Consider the following 18,424-nt stretch of genomic DNA (forward strand, 5'->3'; position numbering starts at 1 on the left):
TAAGTATACTGTCAATTAGGGAGGCAGACGTTGCGGATCGCCGTGATTGGCGGGGGGCCCGGTGGGCTCTACTTCGCCTATCTCTGGAAAAAGCGTCACCCCGAGGATCAAGTCGACCTGTTCGAACAGAACCCGGCCGACGCGACCTGGGGCTTTGGCGTCGTGTTCTCCGATCAGGCCCTGGAATTCCTGCGCGCCGACGACCCCGAAACGGTCGATGCGATCGCGCCGCATATGGAGAGCTGGGAGAACATCACGCTGAACCTTCACGGCGACAGCGTCGCCATCGACGGCGTCGGCTTCTCCTCGATCGGCAGGCTGGAGCTCCTGCAGTTCCTCCAGCAGCGCGCGCTCGACGCCGGCGTCACGCCGCGCTTCGACACGCAGATCCACGCCATCGACCAGCTCAACGGCCACGACCTGATCGTCGCGGCCGACGGGCTGAATTCGCTGGTGCGGCGCGCCTATGAGGGCGATTTCGGCACGTCGCTGTCCTACTCCTCCAACAAGTTCGTCTGGTACGGGACCTCGAAACGCTTCGACACCCTGTCGCAGACCTTCGTGAAGACGGACCGCGGCGCCTTCAATGCCCATCACTATCGCTACTCCCCGACCATGAGCACCTTCCTGGTCGAATGCGACCACGCGACATGGCAGGCCTATGGCTTCGCCTACAAGGATGCCGAGCAGTGCAAGGGCGTCTGCGAGGAGGTCTTTGCCGACACGCTGGGCGGCCACTGCCTGGTCTCCAACAAGTCGGTCTGGCGCAACTTTCCCTGGGTCTGGAACGAGCACTGGTCGTTCAAGAACATGGTGCTGCTCGGCGACGCCCTGCACTCGGCGCATTTCTCCATCGGCTCGGGGACGCGGCTCGCGATCGAGGACGCCATTGCGCTGGTCAAGGCGCTGGAATCGGATGCGCATCTGTCGACCGCGCTGCACCGTTATCAGGCCGCGCGAAAGCCGGTGGTGCAGAAGCTCGTCAATGCCGCGCGCACCTCCGCGTTCTGGTACGAGCACTTCGCCCAGCACATGCAGCTCGGCCTGATGGACTTCGCCTACAGCTACATCACCCGCTCCGGCCGCATCGACGACCCCCGGCTGCGCACGATGTCGCCCGCCTTCATGACGCGCTACGAGGCCGAGAAGAACGGCGGAGATGCCGCATGAGCAGCGAGATCCGCGATCAGGTGCCCGCCGACAGCCCGGGCGCCCGTGAAATCGGCTTTGCCATTCCGCAAACCTACAATGCCAGCCGCGTGCTGTTCGACCAGCTCGCCAAGGGCCGCGGCGACAAGCCCGCGCTGATCGGGTCAGCGGGGACGCGCAGCTATGCCGAGCTCTGCGCGGAAGCTTGCCGCTGGGGCAACGGTTTCGCGTCGCTCGGCCTGAAGCGCGGCGACCGCGTGCTGCTGTTCCTCGACGATACCCCGGCCTATCCGGCCGCATTCTTCGGCGCGGTGCGCGCCGGCTTCGTGCCGCTCCTGATCAACACGCTGACGCCGCCGGACCTGCTGCAATTCTATCTCGCCGATTCTGGCGCGGCGGTCGCCGTGGCGGATGCCGAATTCGCGACACGCTTCGATGCGGGGGCCTGCGCGGCGACCTGCCTGCGCACGCTGATCGTCGTCAACGGCGAAGCGCGCAGCCACGCCGCGCCTGCGGCGATCGCGGCGCCCAGCTGGCTCGCGCAGTTCCCGGCCGAGCTCGCGGAAGCGGACACCCATCGCGACGAGATGGCGTTCTGGATGTACTCCTCCGGCTCGACCGGCCGGCCCAAGGGCATCGTGCATCTCCAGCACGACATGGCCTACAGCGATGCCGCCTTTGCGCAGAACGTGCTGAAGCTGACGCCCGGCGACATCTGCTTCTCGGTGCCGAAGATCTTCTTCGCCTACGGTTTCGGCAACTCCGTCACCTTCCCGTTCTCCGCGGGTGCCACGACGCTGCTGCTGCCGGGCCAACCGAAGCCTGCATCGATCTTTGCCGCGATCGAGCAATACAAGCCGACGGTCTTCTTCGGCCTGCCGACGCTGTACACCTCACTGACAAAGGCGGAGGGGGCAGACAAGACCAACTTCTCGTCGCTGCGCATGTCGCTTTCGGCGGCCGAGGTCTTGTCCGCGGACGTCTTCAACGGCTGGAAGACGCTCACCGGCCTCGAAATCGTCGAAGGCCTCGGCTCGACCGAAGTGCTGCACATCTATCTCTCCAACCGGCCCGAGCAGAAGAAGCTCGGCGCTGCCGGCCTGCGCGTGCCAGGCTACGAGGTCGCACTGCGCGACAAGGACGGCCGCGACGTCGCCGACGACGAGGAAGGCATCTTGTGGGTGCGCGGCGATTCCAACACGCCGCTGTACTGGAACCGACCGGACAAATCCGCCGAGACCATCCGCGAGGGCGGCTGGATCTACACCGGCGACCGTTTCGTGCGCGATGCCGACGGCTTCCACTTCTTCCGCGGCCGTGCCGACGACCTCATCAAGATCTCCGGCCAGTGGGTCTACCCGCTCGAAGTCGAGCTGTGCCTCGCCGACCACCCCGACATCCGCGAATGCGCCGTGTTCGCCGCCGAGCTGCCGGACCGGCGCATGACGCTGAAGGCCGTGGTGGTGATGAACAACCGCGCGACCGATCAGAATGAGGCGACGCGGCGGCTACAGGATTACGTCAAGGGCAAGCTGCTTCCTTACAAATATCCACGCGAGGTGATTTTTATCGACGAGCTGCCGAAGACGGGGACGGGGAAGATTGACCGGCAGGCGTTGTTGAGGATGTAGCAGTCCCAAACTCGCTGTCATCGCCCGCGAAGGCGGGCGATCCAGTATTCCAGAGGCGGTTGTGATTGAACCGAGAAGCCGCGGCGTACTGGATTCCCCGCTTTCGCGGGGAATGACAGCGGAGATAAAGGCGACAGCGTCACCGCATCCGCCGACCATCCCGCTCACCCCGCCTTCCCCATATGCTCCAGCGCGTCCTCCGCGCGCAGCGGCACGCGCGAGGCCTCGTTGTTGAGGTCGACGAGCTGCACCAAAAGCCCCATCAGCGCCTTGCGGTCGGCGGGTTTCAGCGGCTCCAGCATGCGCGCCTGGGCGCGCTCGACGGCGGGGATGATCTCGCGCAGGATCGCGGCGCCTGATTTCGTCAGATAGAGCAGCTTGATCCGCTTGTCTTCGGGTGCCGGCTTGCGCTCGACAAAATCCTTGGCCTGCAGCCGCTCGATCACGCTGCCGAGCGTGGAGCGGTCGAAAGCGATCACCGCCGACAGCCGTGTCGCGTCGATGCCGGGATGGGTGTGGATCGCGATCAGCGCCGCATATTGCACCGGGGTGAGATCGAACGCCTTGCACTCCTCCATGAAGATCGAGACTGCGATCTGCTGCATGCGCCGGAACAGATAGCCCGGCGCGGCATAGACCGCGTCGATCGTGATCGGAGCGGCGGGCTTACTCGGCATCGGGCTGCTTCTCCGGCGCGGCATTTGCGAAGGCCGGCAGCGCCTTTGCCGCAGCCTCCGCCTTCAGCAGCCGCGGATAGGCCGACACATCGACGCCGAAGCGGCGGGCATTGGCGAGCTGCGGCACCAGGCAGAGATCGGCGAGCGTCGCCACATCGCCGAAGCAGAACGGCCCCGCCTCGTCCCTGATCAGCGTCTCGCAGGCCGACAGCCCCTCGCGGTTGACCCACGCCGCCCAGTCCTGGACCTTCTCCTCGGCAAGGCCGAGCTCGCGCAGCCGCGCCAGCACCTTCAAATTCTGCACCGGGTGGGTGTCGCAAGCGATCGCCAGCGCGAACGCCCTCACCTTGGCGCGCCGCAGCGGATCCTTCGGCAGCAGCGGCGGATTGGGATGCGTCTCGTCGAGCCATTCGATGATGGCGACCGATTGGGTCAGTACCGCTCCCGCATCGTTCTCCAGCGTCGGCACCAGCCCTTGCGGATTGATGGCGAGATAGGCGGGCGCACATTGCTCGCCCTTGCGAAGATGATGCGGCAGGTGCTCGGCGCCGAGGCCCTTGAGGTTCAGCGCGATCCGCACCCGATAGGCGGCGCTGGAGCGGAAATAGCCGTGCAGCTTCATCGGAACCCTCCCTTTTATTTTTCGTCATTCCGGGGCTCGCGAAGCGAGAGCCCGGAATGACGACCTTGTATGTCGTCCATTACGTTGACGCTACCTAGATCGTCAGTATACTGTCAATCAACAAAACGAACGGGAGCCGCACCATGGAAGCCGTGACCAAGACGCCGGAACGCGAGGCCTTCTACAAGAAGATCGACGGCGAAAACCTCACCGCGCTGTGGACGGTGATGGGCGATTTGATCACGCCGGAGCCGAGGAGCGCCTGCCGCCCGCATCTGTGGAAATTCGACGTCATCCGCGACTACATGACGGAAGCAGGCCGACTGATCACGGCCAAGGAAGCCGAACGGCGCGTGCTGGTGCTGGAGAACCCCGGCCTGCGTGGCCAGTCGAAAATCACGACCTCGCTCTATGCCGGCGTGCAGATGGTGGTGCCCGGCGACGTCGCGCCCGCACACCGCCACAGCCAGTCGGCGCTGCGCTTCGTGCTCGAAGGCAAGGGCGCCCACACAGCGGTCGACGGCGAGCGCACCGCGATGGAGCCCGGCGATTTCATCATCACGCCGTCGATGACCTGGCACGACCATTCCAACGAAACCGATAAGCCGATGTTCTGGCTCGACGGCCTCGACATCCCGCTGGTGCAGTTCTTCGACTGCTCCTTTGCGGAAGGCTCCAAGGAAGACCAGCAGAGGATCACAAGGCCTGCCGGCGACAGCTTTGCGCGCTACGGCCACAATTTGCTGCCGGTCGACGCGAAGCGATCGTCCAAGACCTCACCGATCTTCAGCTATCCCTATGCCTACACCCGCGAGGCGCTGGAGAAAGCACGCGCGAGCCAGGAGTGGGACGGCTGCCACGGATTGAAGCTGAAATTCAGCAACCCCGAGACCGGCGATTTCGCAATGCCGACCATCGGCACCTTCATCCAGTTGCTGCCGAAGGGTTTCAAGACGGCACGCTATCGCGCGACCGATGCGACCGTGTTCTGTCCGATCGAGGGCAAGGGACGCAGCCGTATTGGCGATGCCGTTTTCGAATGGGGCCCGCGCGATCTGTTCGTGGTGCCGAGCTGGCAGTGGGTGACGCACGAAGCCGAAGACGACGCCGTGCTGTTCAGCTTCTCGGATCGCCCGGTGCAGCAGAAGCTGGATCTGTTCCGCGAGGATCGCGGGAACGCGTAGGCGACGCCGCCAGCCAGCATCGTCATTGCGAGCGAAGCGAAGCAATCCAGAATCTTTCTGCGGAGACAGTCTGGATTGCTTCGTCGCTCCGCTCCTCGCAATGACGAGAGTATGCCTCACCGCCAGTGCAATAATTTGATCTCCAGCCAGCCGATCACCTTCCCCACCACAAGCCCGAACACCGACAGGATCACCACGCCCGCGAGCAGCTGGTCCGTCTGCATCAGATTGCCGGCCTGAAGCACGAAGGCGCCGATGCCGTACTGGGCGCCGATCATCTCGGCACTGACGACGAGCAGCAGCGCGACGGACGCCGTGATGCGGAAGCCGGCGAGGATGGCGGGCAGCGCGCCGGGCCAGATCACCTTGCGCACGATGGTGGCGAAGGGAACGTTGAAACTCTGCGCCATGCGGATGAGGTTGCGCGGCACCGCATCGACGCCGCTATAGACCGAGATCGCGGTCGAGAAGAACACGCCGAGCGCAATCGTCGCGATCTTCGGCTCTTCGCCGATGCCGAGCCAGAGAATGAGCAATGGCAGCAGTGCGATCTTCGGGATCGGGAACAGCGCCGAGATGAAGGTGATGCCGACGCTGCGTGCAAGCCGCGACAGGCCGATGGCGAAGCCGACCGCGACGCCGGCCGCCGTTCCCAGCACCCAGCCGACGCCGATGCGCAGGATCGAGGCCGACAGATGCTGCCAGAGCGCGCCTGACATCGCGAGCTCGTAGATCGCCCGTGCGATCGCAGCCGGCGCCGGCAGGAACAGCGGATTGACAAGCCCAGCGCTGCCGGCCGCCTGCCAGATCGCGATGACGAGGGCGAGCGCGATCCAGCCGCCGAAGCGGCTGCTGGCGGGCACGAAGCCGGCGCCGCGAAAACGGACGCGCCGCGTCGTGTCGTCCTTCGCAGACGTCCCCGCGCGATCAAGCATGCTGGACCTCGCGCTCGGCGTCGATCGCCTCGTTGCGGATCAGCGACCAGATCTGGTTCTGAAGCGCCAGCAGCTTTTCACGCGCAGCGATCTCGCCGCGCTCGGTGCGCGTCATCGGTACGGTCACGACTTCGCGAATACGGCCGGGCCGCCGCGACAGCACCACGATGCGGTCAGCGAGCCGTGCGGCTTCCTCGAGATTGTGGGTGACATAGACCGCACCCATGCCGCCATCGGCGAGCAGGCGGACGAAGTCTTCCATAAGCAATTCGCGGGTTTGCGAATCCAGCGCCGAGAGCGGCTCGTCCATCAGCAGGATGGCGGGCTTGACCGCGAGCGCGCGCGAAATGCCGACGCGCTGGCGCATGCCGCCGGAAAGCTGCTTCGGATAGGTTGTGCGAAAATCGGTCAAGCCGGTGCGGCGCAAGGCGTCGTCGACCAGCGCGCGGCGCTGCACGGCCGAGAGCTGGGTATGCAGCAGCGGGAATTCGACATTCTCCTCCACCGTCGCCCAGGGCAGCAGCGCGAAATCCTGGAATACGAAGGTCAGCGGATTGAGGCTGTCCGCCGGCGGAGTCCCGCGCAGCTCCGGCGCGCCCGAGGTCGGCTGCAACAGCCCGCCGAGAATCGACAGCAGCGTGCTTTTGCCACATCCCGAAGGCCCGACGATCGCCACCACTTCGCCGGCACCGACGGTGAAGGAAACGTCGTCGAGCACGGCGAGGTCGCCGAAGCGATGGCTGATGTGGTTAGAGATCAGGTCCATAAGCTGCGTTCTACTCTCAATCCGCCTTCACAAAATCCTTGGCGATGATCGCGTTCACATCAAAGCCCTTGTCGGCAAAGCCCTGCTCCTGGAGCCATTTGATCTGGTTGTCGACGTTCTTGACGTCCAGCTTGCCGTCGGGATCGATATAGGCGCAATTGCCGACCACCTGCTCGACCGGCAAGTTGGTGTACTTCGCGATGATCTCCAGCAGCGGTTTCGTCTTGTCGTTGATGGGCGCGACGCCGTCCTTCATGGCGGCGAGGATGACGTCGTGATATTCGCGGTCGGCTTTCGCGAGTACGCCGAGAAATTTTGTCACCAGCACCTTGTTGGTCAGCGTCTTCGGCGAAGCGAACACTGCGCCGAGCTGCCACGGCGTCTCGTCGCCGACCCATCCCAAAAACTTCGCGCCGCCCTCGTCCATCAGCTTTCGCGCGGTGGAGATCGGCAGCAGCGCCGCATCCACGGTTTCGCCCTTCAGTGCGGCGGCCGCGTTCGACAGCGATTGCAGCGGCACGATCTTCACGTCGGCGAGCTTGAAACCGTATTTGTCGGCGAGCAGCCCCAGCGAATAGTGAAAGGACGAGCCAACCTGCGTCACGGCCACGCGCTTGCCCGCGAGGTCCTTCGGCGTCTTCAGCCCGGCGGCATAGGCGTTGTTGCTGGCGAAATAGCCGATCAAGGGATAACCGGCCTTCTCGCGGCTCATGCCGCCGATCACTTTCAGCGTGCCCTTGCCGGCGAGATTGTAGAGACCGGCGGTGAAGGCGGTGACGCCGAAATCGATGTCGCCCGAGGTCGTCGCGACCGCGATCGGCTGCGCCGCATCGAAGAACTTCAGCTCGACGTCGAGACCGGCCTCGCGGAAATAGCCCTTGTCCTGCGCAATGAAGACGGGCGCGGACGACGACAGGCGGAGCACGCCGATCCTGGCCTTCAGCGCGTCTTCGGCCCGGGCCGTGCCCATCGCTGTGATCGCCATCAGGCCAGCCAGTGCGAGCCGCGCAATCCCGATCATCCCGTGTCCTCCGTCGTCGTTCTCTCGGTCGTTCTGTTACAACCGTCACAAACCTTCAGGCACGGGCTGGTCCCGCCCGATGAAGGCGCCCTGTTGTTTCAACGTTTCCTGCAATTTTTCAATGGGGATGTCGCGCGGGATGCGGTTTCCTGAGAGCGCGAGCGCCGCGGCGGAACCGGCGGCCTCCCCCATCACGAAACAGGCACCGGAAACCCGCGCCGCCGACTGGCCCTCATGGGTCATCGAGGCGCAGCGGCCGGCGACGAGGAGATTGTCGACGCCCTCGGGCACCAGCATCCGGTAAGGCAGCTCGTTGTAGCCGCGCGATTCCGGGATTGGCGGGAACGTGAAGACCACGTCGCCGGGAACATGGGCCTCGATCGGCCAGCCATTGACGCCGATCGAATCCGCGAACGAGGCACAGCCGAGCACGTCCTCGCCGCTGAGCTGGTAGCCGCCCTTGATGCGACGGGTCTCGCGGATGCCGAGCTGCGGCGGCAAATCGACGATGTAGGACTTTTCAAAACCCGGCACGGTGCTGCGCAGGAACTCGAATGCAGCCAGCGCCTGCTTGCGGCCCTCGATCTCGCCGCGGGTGAGGTCGTCGGGCTCGATGCCGTTGATGGCATGGCCGTCCTCGCGCGCCACTTGCGTGAAATTCACCCGCCATTCGATCCCTGATTTCTGCGGCCGCACGATTGCGCTCTTGCGCGGGAATGTGTGGGTGCCGGCGGCGATCGCCTTCTCCATCAATTCCGGGATGGTCCGCCAGGCATCGCCAGCCTTCTCGGGATCGATGCCGTTGAGGCGGAGCATCATCGAGGGGTACATCGGATGGCCGTGCTCGTCGCCGAGCTCGAACGGCGCCCCGGCCCAGACCGCGAGGTCGCCGTCGCCGGAGCAATCGATGAAGATCTCGGCGCGAACCGCCTGCCGTCCGGCCTTGGTCTCGACCATCAGCGCATCGATGCGGCTGTTATCGCCCATCACGACGCCGGCACCGAGCGCATGGAAGAGGATGTGCACCTTGTGGCTGGCGAGCAGCTCGTCGGCCGCGATCTTGTAGGCCGCGGTGTCATAGGCCTGGGCGAAGACCTTGCCGAGGATCAGATGCGGCGCGTTGAGGCCGTTCAAATGATCGATCCGCGCCAGCAGTTCGGACGCCATGCCCTGCACCAGCCGGTGGGCCTCGCCGTAGACATTGCCATGCAGGCCGCAGAAATTGGTGACGCCGGCAGCCGTGCCCATGCCGCCAAGGAAGCCGTAGCGCTCGATCAGCAGCGTCTTTCGTCCCGCGCGCGCCGCTGACGCCGCCGCCACGATGCCGGCCGGGCCGCCGCCGAGAACGACGACTTCATAATCGCCGTAGAGCGGCACCTGGCGTGCCGGTTCTTCGATCATCATGGCCCGCATGCGCGTCCGCTCCCAAAATCTCTTGCTTGAAGCCGACTATGAATTAACGCAGGGCAAGCTACAATCCACCAAAATACGCGATCAGCTTTCTCGAATCGAGAAAGGTCGACATGGACATCCTGGTGAACCTTCAGGCCTTCCTCGCCACCGCGGATACGGCCGGATTCTCTGCCGCCGCGCGCAAGCTCAATGTCTCGACCTCGGTCGTGGCCAAGCGCGTCACGCAACTGGAGGCGCGGATCGGCGCGCCGCTGTTCCATCGCTCGACCCGGCAATTGCGCCTGACGGAGGCCGGCCAGCGCTATGTGCATCGCGCCCGCAGTGTCGTCGCCGATGCCACCGACCTGCTCTCGCGCATGGGCGAGAAGGGACACGATCTCGTCGATCACCTCCGCATCAAGGCGCCGACCTCGCTCACCGTGGCGCGCCTTGCCGACGCCTTCAGCGCCTTCCAGACGCAGAACCCCCGATTGAAACTCGAGATCGTGCTGATCGACCGTCCGGTCGATCCCGTCACCGAAGGCTTTGACATCGCCATCGGCGCCTTCCCTCATTCCTTCGGCGGCGTGGTCGACGAGCCGCTGTGTCCGCTGAAGCGGCTGCTCTGCGCCTCACCGGCCTATTTGAAGAAGCACGGCGCGCCAAAGCACCCGCGCGACCTCGTCGACCATCGCTGCCTCAGCTTCCTGCCGACGGGACCGGAGTGGATCTTCGACGGCCCGCGCGGGCGCATCAGCATTCAGGTCAGCCCGCTGCTCTCCTCCAACGAGGGCCATGTGCTGGCGCGCAGCGCGATCGCCGGTAACGGCATCGCGCTAATCTCCCATTATCTCGTGGCGGATGCCCTGCGCGAGGGTACGCTCAAGCCGGTGCTGCGCGACTTTCCAATTCCCGAGCTGTGGGTCAAGGCCGCGATCCCCGAGCGGCGGCGCAACGCCGCCGCGGTGCAAGCTCTCTTGCGCGAATTGAAGAGCGCGCTGCTACCGGTGCTGTAAGGCCGCCTCGTGCGCCCCCATGGCGTCGCCGGCTTCTCCGGGTTCAGGCAGCCGAGCGGATGGTGTGGAGGAAATCGTCGACGTTCGACCTCATCGAATCCGCCTGCTGCTTCAGGGCGGCTGCGACCGTGAGGGCGGCTTCGGCGCCGGCGTCGGTCTCGCCCGCCACGGCGCGCACCTGACCGATTTCCTGCGTCACCGCCGTGGTACCGTTGGCCGCCTCCTCGACGTTGCGCGCGATTTCGCCCGTGGCCGCGCCCTGCTCTTCGACGGCCGCGGCAATCGCCGTGGCGATGTCGGCCATTTCCTTGACGGTGGAGCCGAACTGCCTGATCGCCTGAACCGATTGGCCAGTCGCACTCTGAATCGTCGCGATCTGGCTGGCGATCTGCTCGGTCGCCTGCGCCGTCTGGGTGGCGAGACTCTTGACCTCGCTGGCGACGATCGCGAAGCCCCGGCCGGCATCGCCGGCGCGCGCCGCTTCGATGGTCGCGTTCAGCGCCAGCAAATTGGTCTGGCTGGCGATGGCCTGAATCAGCTGAATGATGGTGCCGATCTTCTCAGCCGCATCCGACAGCCCATGCATCAATTCGGAGGTGCGGTTGGTCTCGTCGGTCGCCCTGTTCGAGACCGCGACGGAGCGGTGCACCTGGCTCGAGATTTCACGGATCGAGGCCGCGAGTTGCTGGGTGGCGGAGGCGACGGTCTGCACATTCATCGATGCCTGCTCGGCGCGGGTCGCGACCGCTTCGGCGAGCCCGCGTCCGCGTTCGGCGACCTTTGCCAATTCCTCGGCGCTGCGCCCCATGTCGTCGGCACGGCCGCCGACACCGGAAATGACTCCCTGCATGCCCTGCTCGAAGCGGCCGGCAAGATCCGACATCATGCGGGCGCGGTCAGCCTCGCTGGCTTCGCGCTGTGCCGTCGCCTCGCCTTCCATGCGGCGAACCGCTAGCGCGTTTTCGCGGAACACCTCGACGGCGCGCGCCATGCGGCCGATTTCGTCGCGCGAGTCGCCGCCCGGGATCGGCTCATCGAGCTCGCCCGCCGCCAGCGATTGCATCCGGTCGGTCATGCTGCGAATCGGACCGGACACGCTGGCGCCGATCAACCACGCCAGCACCGCTCCCAGCAGCAGCGCGCCGGCCGCGGTCGCGATGACGGTCTGCTTGGTCTGATCGACCGCTGCCGCGGTCTTGTCGCCCTGCTCGGCGCGCACGGTGCCGAGCTTCGCGTTGATCTTGTTGACGTGGTCGTCGATTGCCGCACTGGCTTTCTTCAATTCGGCCTGCCTGGCGCGCAGATCGGCGGCCACCTTGATGACCTCGTCCAGCGCGGCCGCGTCGGCAGTGATCGCGGTCTTGAGCGCGGCGACCAGCGCCTTCAGTTTGGCGTCGTTCGCCCCCGCCAGCTCAGCCTCGGTGTCCGCGATCGCCAGCTGGGCGTAGGACAAGGCCTGCTTGGCGTCGTCGGCATCGCCCGTCGACAAGGTGGAGCCATAGCGCATCACGGTGATCCGCAGTGCGTCAACGACGCCGGCCAGACGCATCGGGTTGACCAGCCGTTCCGCGTCTTCGGACCGGTTGGCGAGCGCAACCTGAATGCCGCTGACATTGAGGCCGGCGGCTGCACCCTGGGCGTCGGTTTTCGTGGTCGCGGCGCGCAGCCGATCCGCCGCCTCCGCTGCCGCGGTGAACGACGAGCGATAGGTTTCCAGCGCGGTCTTGACCGGGCCGATGCCTTCCGCGATCGCTTGCAGCTTGCCGAACTGCCGGTCGACCTGATCGGCCAGTTTGCCGACGCCGTCGATCGCCTTGGCCGCGGCATCCTTGTCGCCGACATTCCAGGTTCGGATGAATTTCTCGACCGCCGAGTTCGCCTCCAGAAGCGCGGCCCGCGCCTGTGACATGCCGGCGTCGCCGGCAGCGCTGGTCACGAGCTCATTGACCGTTCCGCCGATCCGCTCGACCTGGACCATGGCGAAGCCCGCGAGCAGGACCAGAAAGCTGAGAACCAGCGCGAAGCCGCCAAACACGCGCGGACGAACGCCGACGCGGGACATCATGTGCGATAATTTCATGGCAAATCCGAAATTCTTCAACGGGTGGAGCGGATGGCGGCGAGCAGATCCTTGCCAAACCGCTTCTCGAATTCCTGATCGAGCGGCTTGACCGCGTCGACGAAGGGCTGGCGATCGAATGTCTCGATGACGTCCATGCCGCCGCTACGCACTTGCTCGAGCGACGCGGCATCGAGCTTCGCCTGCCAGGTCGCCTCCGCTCCCTCCTTCGCCAGCGCGATCAGCATGGCCTGGTCGGCCGGCGGAAGCTGTTCGAACATGGCACGGTTGGCGACGAACGCGATCGGCGCGAAGAAGTGACCGGTCAGCGTGAGGTATTTCTGGACTTCGTAGAGCCGGGAGCCGGCGATGGTCGGCACCGGATTTTCCTGCCCATCGAGCCGGCCGTCCTTCAGCGCGGTATAGACCAGCGGAAATTCCATCGGGACCACTTCGGCGCCGAGCGCCTTGAACGTCATCTGGTAGATCTCGTTCGGAATGACGCGAATCTTGAGACCTTTGATATCCTCGGGCGTGCGAACCGGCCGTTTGGAATTCGTGACGTTGCGAAATCCCTGTCGGCCGATTGCCAGCAGCGTCAGCCCCTTGTCAGCGAATTTAGTGGCGATCGCCGCGCCGGCCGGACCTTGCGCCACGGCCTTCGCGTGGGCTGTGTCGCGGAACAGGAAGGGAATGTCGAACACGCCAAGTTCGGGGACGACCGAACTGACCACAGACCCCGACAGCACCGCCATATCGACCGAGCCGGCCCGGGTCGCCGCCAGGATGGCATTCTCGCTGCCGAGCGCGTTGGTGGCGCGCTCGTCGATCACGATGCGCTTGCCGGCCGATGCCACCAGCTTCTGGCGAAACTCATCGGCTCCGATTTGCTGCGGGCTCCCCAGCTGGGAATTGAATGCCAGAGAGATCAATCGCGGTGAAGCGGCAGCCGGTTGCAGAACCAGCAGCCCCGCCGCCGCGGCGACGATCGATCCGGCTTTCCAAAGTCCCAAAACTTGTCTGTGCATTCGACACCATGGCGTGACAATTGTCGTAACCCTAATGGCGGGGAATGATTGAACCCTTAAGGAAGGCCCCGCGGAATTACGGAGATTCGCTTCGAACCGCCGCCGACGAGAATTGGGACGGAGGTCCGATGCAGATGGTATCGGGTTGCTGTGGGATAATGTGTGGTTCGAGCGAATGACGATGGGATCAAGAATATGCGTGGCTGCCGTCATCGCGATCGGCATTATGGCCGGTACGGCCCCGGCCCGCGCCGAGGTCGCGCAATGCCGGTTCATCCAGGCCAAGCCGGAGCGCGAAGCGTGTTACCAACGTCAGGAAGCCGCGCTGGCCGCGAAGCGCAAGCCGGAGCCCGGCGCGGAAAGCAAGACGCTCGAATCGGTGCGCCAGATGCGGCAGGACGACGATGCCGTCTATCGCAGTATCAACAACATCTGCCGCGGCTGCTGAACGGTGCGACTTGTGACCGAACTGACGGAAGAGAACGTCGATGCAAATTGAGGACGTTGGGGCCCTGAAGAGCGCAATCGACTCCGGGTGGGCTCCCGAATTTCTGCTGTTTTGGGGGCATACCCCGAAGGATCAAAGGATCGATAAGCACGTGCTCAGCCAGTGGTGGCCGGCAACGTTCTCCGTTGACGCTCGGACATACGCGACCGCCGAACACTACATGATGGTCCGGAAGGCCGAGCTGTTCGGGGATCAAGAGACTCTCGCCGCCATTCTGTCTTCGTCCAGCCCCTCTGAGGCGAAGAGCCTTGGCCGGACCGTGCGCGGCTTTGATGAAGAGCATTGGATTGCACATCGCTTCGAGACGGCGGTACGCGGCAATTTTGCGAAGTTCGGCCAAAACGCCGAGCTTGAAGACTGGCTGCTGGTGACGGGCAATGCGGTGCTTGTGGAGGCCAGCCCTGTCGACAGGATTTGGGGCATCGGTCTTGCTGCCGACGACAAGCGGGCAAGAGAGCCTCACAAATGGCGCGGACTGAATCTGCTGGGTTTTGCGCTCATGAAAGTTCGCCACTTGCTGAGATCAAAACGGTAGGCGAGCCCCCCTTTCCCCTAGCCGCTACCCCAATTCGCCGCCCGCTTCTCCGCGAACGACGCCAGCCCTTCCGCCGCCTCCGCGCTCTGACGCTTGACTGAATGCAGGTGCACCAGCCGCTTGTACGCGGCATCGTCCACCGCCATCCCGCCGAACGAGCTCTCCAGCGCGAGCCGCTTGGTCTCGGCCATCGCCTCCGGTCCGTTGGCAAGGAGCTGCTCGACCACCTTGGCGCCGGCGGCTTCGAGGTCGGCGAGCGGGACGACCTCGTGGACGAGGCCGATGCGGCGGGCGTCTTCGGCGCCGAAACGTTCGCCGGTCAGCGCGTAGCGGCGGACTTGCCGTACACTAATGGTATCGCAAAGCTGCGGGATGATGATCGCGGCGGTCAGGCCCCAGCGCACCTCCGTGATCGAGAACAGCGCATTGTCCGCCGCGATCACGATGTCGCAAGCGGCGATCACACCGGTGCCGCCGCCAAAACAGCCGCCCTGTACCAGCGCGACGGTCGGGATTGGCAAGGTATTGAGCCGCTGTACGGCCTCGAAGGTCGCCCGCGACGCCGCCTCGTTCGCCTCAGGCGATTGCGGCCGCACGCCGTTGATCCATTTGAGGTCGGCGCCGGCCTGGAAATGCTTGCCATTGCCCCGGAGCACGACGACGCGAAGGTTGGACTTCCTGCCGAGATCGTCCATGGCTGCGAGCACGCCTGCGATCAATGCGCCGTCATAGGCATTGTTCACTTCAGGCCGGTTTAACGTGACGGTCGCAACCCCACGCTCATCGAGGGTCCACAGGACGGGGTTGGCAGTCATCGGCGATCCTCCGGGCATCTTGTTTGCCGCCCACTATGGCTGAGGCAACTCATCCCGATCCATATCTTTCCGGCGTAGGGCGGCCGCGTCCATCGCATGGCGGGTTGTGTCATGCTGCTGCCGGGCGACATCACGGGATCAGGGACGGGACATCACACCATGCGCATCTGCATTTTCGGCGCGGGCGCCGTCGGCAGCCATATCGCGGTCAGGCTGGCCCGCGCCGGCCATGAGGTCTCGTGCGTGATGCGCGGCGCCCATCTGGAGGCGGTCCGCGCCAATGGCCTGAAGCTGCGCGTCGGCGATTCCGAGGTCACCGCCAAGGTGAGCGCCTCCGGCGATGCGGCCCAGCTCGGCCCGCAGGACGTCGTGATCAGCACGCTCAAGGCGACCGCGCTGACGGGGCTGGTCGCCAGCATAAAACCGCTGCTCCATGACGACACCGCGATCGTCTTTGCGCAGAACGGTATTCCCTGGTGGTACGGCATCGGCCTGCCGCCGCGGCATCCGACGCCGCCCGACATTTCCTTCCTCGACCCCGGCGGGCGCTTGCGCGCATGCATTCCGAAAGAGCGGATCGTCGGCGGCGTCGTCTTCTCCTCCAACGAGGTGATCGCGCCCGGTGTGGTGCAGAACCTGACGCCGGACCGCAACCGCCTGCTGATCGGCGAATGCGACGACCGCAATTGCGAGCGCATCACCAGGCTTCGCGGCGTTCTCAACGACGCACGGCTGGAATCGCCGCCGGTGGCGGAGATCCGCGAGGCGATCTGGTCAAAGCTCCTGACCAACATGTCACTGTCGGTGCTGTGCCTGCTCACCGGCCAGACCGCGCGCGGCGTGCGCGACGACCCCGCCTTTGCCGAGGTCATTCCGCGCATGCTGAACGAGGCCAACGACATCGCGCAGCACTTCATCCCCGAGGTCAAGCGCGTGACGCGCAGCGGCCCCGCCCCCAACCACAAGCCGTCGCTGCTCCAGGATTACGAGCTTGGCCGCGCCATGGAGATCGACGTGCTGGTGAAGGCGCCCGCCGCCTTCGCCCGCACCGCCGGCCTGTCGACGCCGACGCTCGACCTGATCGCCGCGCTCGCGATCCAGAAGGCGCGCGACAAGGGGCTTTATTCCGCTTGAGCCTTAAGCGAGCTCATCGATCCAGGCCGTGAGCGTGTCGAGCACCTCTGCAAGCGCCTCTTCATTCGTCCGGCCGGACTTCTTCAGCACCGCGAAGGAATGATCGCCGCCGGCGACCTCGTGCAGCGTCGCCTTCGGGCCGAGCTGCGCAATCACGGGCTTGAGGAGGCCGAGATCGGCAAGCCCGTCGCGCGTGCCTTGCAGGAACAGCATCGGGATCTCGACATGGGCCAGGTGCTCGGCGCGCTCCGTCGACGGCTTCTTGTCGGCGTGCAGGGGAAAGCCGAGGAAGGCGAGCCCTTTGACGTCAGGCAGCGGCGCCTTGGACTGCGCCTGCGAGGTCATGCGCCCGCCGAAGGATTTTCCGCCGGCGACAAGCTTCAGACCGGGGCAGAGCCGCGCTGCGTCCGCGACTGCCGCGCGGATGGTGGCGTGGGCGACCGCCGGCTGGTCAGGACGGCCCTGCTTGTTTTCCATGTAGGGAAAATTGAAGCGGAACGTTGCGATGCCACGATCGGCGAGCCCCTCCGCAATCTTGTCCATCGATGCATGCCGCATCCCTGCGCCGGCGCCGTGCGCGAGGACGTAGCAGGCGCGCGCATTATCCGGCTGCTTCAGGATCGCCGAGACCGTGCCGATGCGCTCGATGTCGAGCTTGAGCTCTTGAGTTTTGGTCGCCACAATCAGCCATCCTGCAGACGCGTTTCCGGCCGCCTTGGTAGCGTCGCCGGCGCAGCCTGAAAACACAATAATTGCCGCCGCCGACCAGCCTACCAAGCCGGAAAGCCGCATTGACCGAGGTGACCATGTCCTACCGCTCCTCCTGGATGACCGAAGAGCTCGAAATCTTCCGCGACCAGTTCCGGAAATATCTGGCCAAGGATCTGGCACCGCATGCCGAGAAATGGCGCGAGCAGAAGATGGTCGACCGCTTCGCCTGGCGCGGGCTCGGCGAGATGGGCGCCCTGCTGGCCAGCGTGCCGGAGGAATATGGCGGCCTCGGCGCCACCTTCGCCTATGACGCCGCCGTGCTCGACGACCTCGAGAGCACGGTGCCGGAGCTTACGACCGGCGTCTCCGTGCACAGTGCCATCGTCGCGCACTACATCCTCAATTATGGCTCGGAGGAGCAGAGGAAGCGCTGGCTGCCGAAGATGGCTTCCGGCGAGATGGTCGGTGCCATCGCCATGACCGAGCCCGGCACCGGCTCGGACCTGCAGGCCGTCAAGACCACCGCGAAAAAACAGGGCAATTCCTACGTCATCAACGGGCAGAAGACTTTTATTACCAACGGCCAGGCTGCCGATCTCGTCGTCGTCGTGGCACGCACGGGTGAAGCAGGTGCAAAAGGCATTTCGCTGATCGTGGTCGAGACCGCGGGCGCCGACGGTTACAAGCGCGGGCGCAACCTCGACAAGATCGGCCTGCACGCCTCCGACACGTCAGAACTGTTCTTCGACAACGTCACGGTGCCGCCGGAGAACCTGCTCGGCAAGGAGGAAGGCCAGGGTTTTGTGCAGCTGATGCAGCAATTGCCGCAGGAGCGCCTCGCGCTTGCGGTTGGCGCGGTCGCCTCGATGGAGCGCGCGGTCAAGCTCACCACCGAGTACACCAAGGAACGGAAAGCGTTCGGCAAGCCGCTGATGGACTTCCAGAACACCGCCTTCACGCTCGCCGAGCGCAAGACCGAAGCGATGATCGCGCGCGTCTTCGTCGACTGGTGCATCGAGCGCCTCGTCGCCAAGGACCTCGACACCGTCACGGCGTCGATGGCGAAATACTGGTGCTCGGACAAGCAGGTCCAGACCGCCGACGAATGCCTCCAGCTGTTCGGCGGCTACGGCTACATGCAGGAATACCCGATCTCGCGCATCTTCATCGATTCCCGCATCCAGAAAATTTATGGCGGCACCAACGAGATCATGAAGCTGCTGATCGCGAGGTCGCTGTAG

At 65.0% G+C, this 18,424-nt stretch carries 18 protein-coding genes; 8 read left to right on the forward strand and 10 right to left on the reverse strand.

The features are described from left to right. Positions 1 to 30 precede the first annotated feature (30 nt). Complete coding sequence (locus CT676_RS28855) at positions 31 to 1,170, forward strand: FAD-dependent monooxygenase (protein WP_085398803.1); 1,140 nt, start codon at positions 31 to 33, stop codon at positions 1,168 to 1,170. Further along, positions 1,167 to 2,780, forward strand: a complete 1,614-nt coding sequence (locus CT676_RS28860) for a benzoate-CoA ligase family protein (RefSeq protein ID WP_085398804.1) — start codon at positions 1,167 to 1,169, stop codon at positions 2,778 to 2,780. The genes CT676_RS28855 and CT676_RS28860 overlap by 4 nt, the downstream gene beginning before the upstream one ends. Before the next feature lie 164 nt (positions 2,781 to 2,944). Here the strand turns inward: CT676_RS28860 and CT676_RS28865 are convergent, their stop codons facing one another. Both CT676_RS28865 and maiA read right to left on the reverse strand, forming a co-directional pair. Further along, a complete protein-coding gene (locus tag CT676_RS28865) occupies positions 2,945 to 3,457 on the reverse strand; it encodes a MarR family transcriptional regulator (RefSeq protein ID WP_085398805.1) in 513 nt (170 codons plus the stop codon). Further along, positions 3,447 to 4,079 carry a maleylacetoacetate isomerase gene (maiA, locus tag CT676_RS28870; protein ID WP_085398806.1) on the reverse strand — a complete coding sequence of 211 codons (633 nt, stop codon included), beginning with the start codon at positions 4,077 to 4,079 and terminating at the stop codon, positions 3,447 to 3,449. The genes CT676_RS28865 and maiA overlap by 11 nt, the downstream gene beginning before the upstream one ends. 143 nt (positions 4,080 to 4,222) lie before the next feature. On the opposite strand from maiA, the gene gtdA reads away from it, so the two are divergent. After that, positions 4,223 to 5,263 (forward strand): gentisate 1,2-dioxygenase, encoded by a 1,041-nt coding sequence (gtdA, locus tag CT676_RS28875; RefSeq protein ID WP_085398807.1) that lies wholly within the window; start codon positions 4,223 to 4,225, stop codon positions 5,261 to 5,263. Between the two features lie 116 nt (positions 5,264 to 5,379). On the opposite strand, the gene CT676_RS28880 is transcribed toward gtdA, so the two are convergent. From CT676_RS28880 to CT676_RS28895, 4 genes are read right to left on the reverse strand one after another with little or no spacing between them, the layout of a single operon-like run. After that, positions 5,380 to 6,198 carry an ABC transporter permease gene (locus tag CT676_RS28880; RefSeq protein ID WP_085398808.1) on the reverse strand — a complete coding sequence of 273 codons (819 nt, stop codon included), beginning with the start codon at positions 6,196 to 6,198 and terminating at the stop codon, positions 5,380 to 5,382. After that, the gene (locus CT676_RS28885; RefSeq protein ID WP_135215893.1) at positions 6,191 to 6,964 is read right to left on the reverse strand and encodes an ABC transporter ATP-binding protein; all 774 of its coding nucleotides are present in this window, start codon (positions 6,962 to 6,964) and stop codon (positions 6,191 to 6,193) included. Before CT676_RS28885 ends, CT676_RS28880 begins: the two co-directional genes overlap by 8 nt. 16 nt (positions 6,965 to 6,980) lie before the next feature. Beyond that, positions 6,981 to 7,985: an ABC transporter substrate-binding protein gene (locus tag CT676_RS28890; RefSeq protein ID WP_085398810.1), complete on the reverse strand. Its 1,005-nt coding sequence runs from the start codon at positions 7,983 to 7,985 to the stop codon at positions 6,981 to 6,983. Between the two features lie 45 nt (positions 7,986 to 8,030). After that, entirely contained in the window at positions 8,031 to 9,398 is a 1,368-nt protein-coding gene (locus tag CT676_RS28895; protein ID WP_135215894.1) for an FAD-dependent oxidoreductase, read from the reverse strand. Between the two features lie 110 nt (positions 9,399 to 9,508). Between CT676_RS28895 and CT676_RS28900 the strand changes: the two genes are divergently transcribed. Continuing rightward, positions 9,509 to 10,393 carry a LysR family transcriptional regulator gene (locus CT676_RS28900; protein WP_085398812.1) on the forward strand — a complete coding sequence of 295 codons (885 nt, stop codon included), beginning with the start codon at positions 9,509 to 9,511 and terminating at the stop codon, positions 10,391 to 10,393. Between the two features lie 43 nt (positions 10,394 to 10,436). Here CT676_RS28900 and CT676_RS28905 read toward each other — a convergent pair whose 3' ends face one another. Further along, positions 10,437 to 12,473 carry a HAMP domain-containing methyl-accepting chemotaxis protein gene (locus tag CT676_RS28905; protein ID WP_071916963.1) on the reverse strand — a complete coding sequence of 679 codons (2,037 nt, stop codon included), beginning with the start codon at positions 12,471 to 12,473 and terminating at the stop codon, positions 10,437 to 10,439. A gap of 17 nt (positions 12,474 to 12,490) precedes the next feature. Beyond that, positions 12,491 to 13,480 (reverse strand): TRAP transporter substrate-binding protein, encoded by a 990-nt coding sequence (locus CT676_RS28910; protein WP_085398813.1) that lies wholly within the window; start codon positions 13,478 to 13,480, stop codon positions 12,491 to 12,493. 199 nt (positions 13,481 to 13,679) lie between these two features. Here CT676_RS28910 and CT676_RS28915 point away from each other — a divergent pair, with 199 nt between their 5' ends. Continuing rightward, entirely contained in the window at positions 13,680 to 13,928 is a 249-nt protein-coding gene (locus CT676_RS28915; RefSeq protein WP_244623293.1) for a hypothetical protein, read from the forward strand. A 40-nt stretch (positions 13,929 to 13,968) separates the two neighbouring features. Continuing rightward, positions 13,969 to 14,523, forward strand: a complete 555-nt coding sequence (locus tag CT676_RS28920) for an NADAR family protein (RefSeq protein ID WP_085398814.1) — start codon at positions 13,969 to 13,971, stop codon at positions 14,521 to 14,523. Positions 14,524 to 14,540: 17 nt separating this feature from the next. Here the strand turns inward: CT676_RS28920 and CT676_RS28925 are convergent, their stop codons facing one another. Then, positions 14,541 to 15,338, reverse strand: a complete 798-nt coding sequence (locus CT676_RS28925) for an enoyl-CoA hydratase-related protein (RefSeq protein WP_085398815.1) — start codon at positions 15,336 to 15,338, stop codon at positions 14,541 to 14,543. Positions 15,339 to 15,497: 159 nt separating this feature from the next. On the opposite strand from CT676_RS28925, the gene CT676_RS28930 reads away from it, so the two are divergent. Beyond that, positions 15,498 to 16,472 (forward strand): ketopantoate reductase family protein, encoded by a 975-nt coding sequence (locus CT676_RS28930; protein WP_135215913.1) that lies wholly within the window; start codon positions 15,498 to 15,500, stop codon positions 16,470 to 16,472. 3 nt (positions 16,473 to 16,475) lie between these two features. Here the strand turns inward: CT676_RS28930 and CT676_RS28935 are convergent, their stop codons facing one another. After that, positions 16,476 to 17,153 (reverse strand): alpha/beta family hydrolase, encoded by a 678-nt coding sequence (locus CT676_RS28935; protein ID WP_135215895.1) that lies wholly within the window; start codon positions 17,151 to 17,153, stop codon positions 16,476 to 16,478. A gap of 125 nt (positions 17,154 to 17,278) precedes the next feature. Between CT676_RS28935 and CT676_RS28940 the strand changes: the two genes are divergently transcribed. Continuing rightward, positions 17,279 to 18,424, forward strand: coding sequence for an acyl-CoA dehydrogenase family protein (locus tag CT676_RS28940; RefSeq protein WP_038957794.1), 1,146 nt, complete (start codon positions 17,279 to 17,281; stop codon positions 18,422 to 18,424).

Source organism: Bradyrhizobium sp. MOS001 (assembly GCF_004634465.1).
Lineage (GTDB): Bacteria > Pseudomonadota > Alphaproteobacteria > Rhizobiales > Xanthobacteraceae > Bradyrhizobium > Bradyrhizobium barranii.

Coding starts and splice junctions, on each gene's coding strand:
- CT676_RS28860 (WP_085398804.1), top strand. CDS start 1,167: ATGAGCAGCGAGATCCGCGATCAGGTGCCCGCCGACAGCCCGGGCGCC.
- CT676_RS28865 (WP_085398805.1), bottom strand. CDS start 3,457: ATGCCGAGTAAGCCCGCCGCTCCGATCACGATCGACGCGGTCTATGCC.
- maiA (WP_085398806.1), bottom strand. CDS start 4,079: ATGAAGCTGCACGGCTATTTCCGCTCCAGCGCCGCCTATCGGGTGCGG.
- gtdA (WP_085398807.1), top strand. CDS start 4,223: ATGGAAGCCGTGACCAAGACGCCGGAACGCGAGGCCTTCTACAAGAAG.
- CT676_RS28880 (WP_085398808.1), bottom strand. CDS start 6,198: ATGCTTGATCGCGCGGGGACGTCTGCGAAGGACGACACGACGCGGCGC.
- CT676_RS28885 (WP_135215893.1), bottom strand. CDS start 6,964: ATGGACCTGATCTCTAACCACATCAGCCATCGCTTCGGCGACCTCGCC.
- CT676_RS28890 (WP_085398810.1), bottom strand. CDS start 7,985: ATGATCGGGATTGCGCGGCTCGCACTGGCTGGCCTGATGGCGATCACA.
- CT676_RS28895 (WP_135215894.1), bottom strand. CDS start 9,398: ATGCGGGCCATGATGATCGAAGAACCGGCACGCCAGGTGCCGCTCTAC.
- CT676_RS28900 (WP_085398812.1), top strand. CDS start 9,509: ATGGACATCCTGGTGAACCTTCAGGCCTTCCTCGCCACCGCGGATACG.
- CT676_RS28905 (WP_071916963.1), bottom strand. CDS start 12,473: ATGAAATTATCGCACATGATGTCCCGCGTCGGCGTTCGTCCGCGCGTG.
- CT676_RS28910 (WP_085398813.1), bottom strand. CDS start 13,480: ATGCACAGACAAGTTTTGGGACTTTGGAAAGCCGGATCGATCGTCGCC.
- CT676_RS28920 (WP_085398814.1), top strand. CDS start 13,969: ATGCAAATTGAGGACGTTGGGGCCCTGAAGAGCGCAATCGACTCCGGG.
- CT676_RS28925 (WP_085398815.1), bottom strand. CDS start 15,338: ATGACTGCCAACCCCGTCCTGTGGACCCTCGATGAGCGTGGGGTTGCG.
- CT676_RS28930 (WP_135215913.1), top strand. CDS start 15,498: ATGCGCATCTGCATTTTCGGCGCGGGCGCCGTCGGCAGCCATATCGCG.
- CT676_RS28940 (WP_038957794.1), top strand. CDS start 17,279: ATGTCCTACCGCTCCTCCTGGATGACCGAAGAGCTCGAAATCTTCCGC.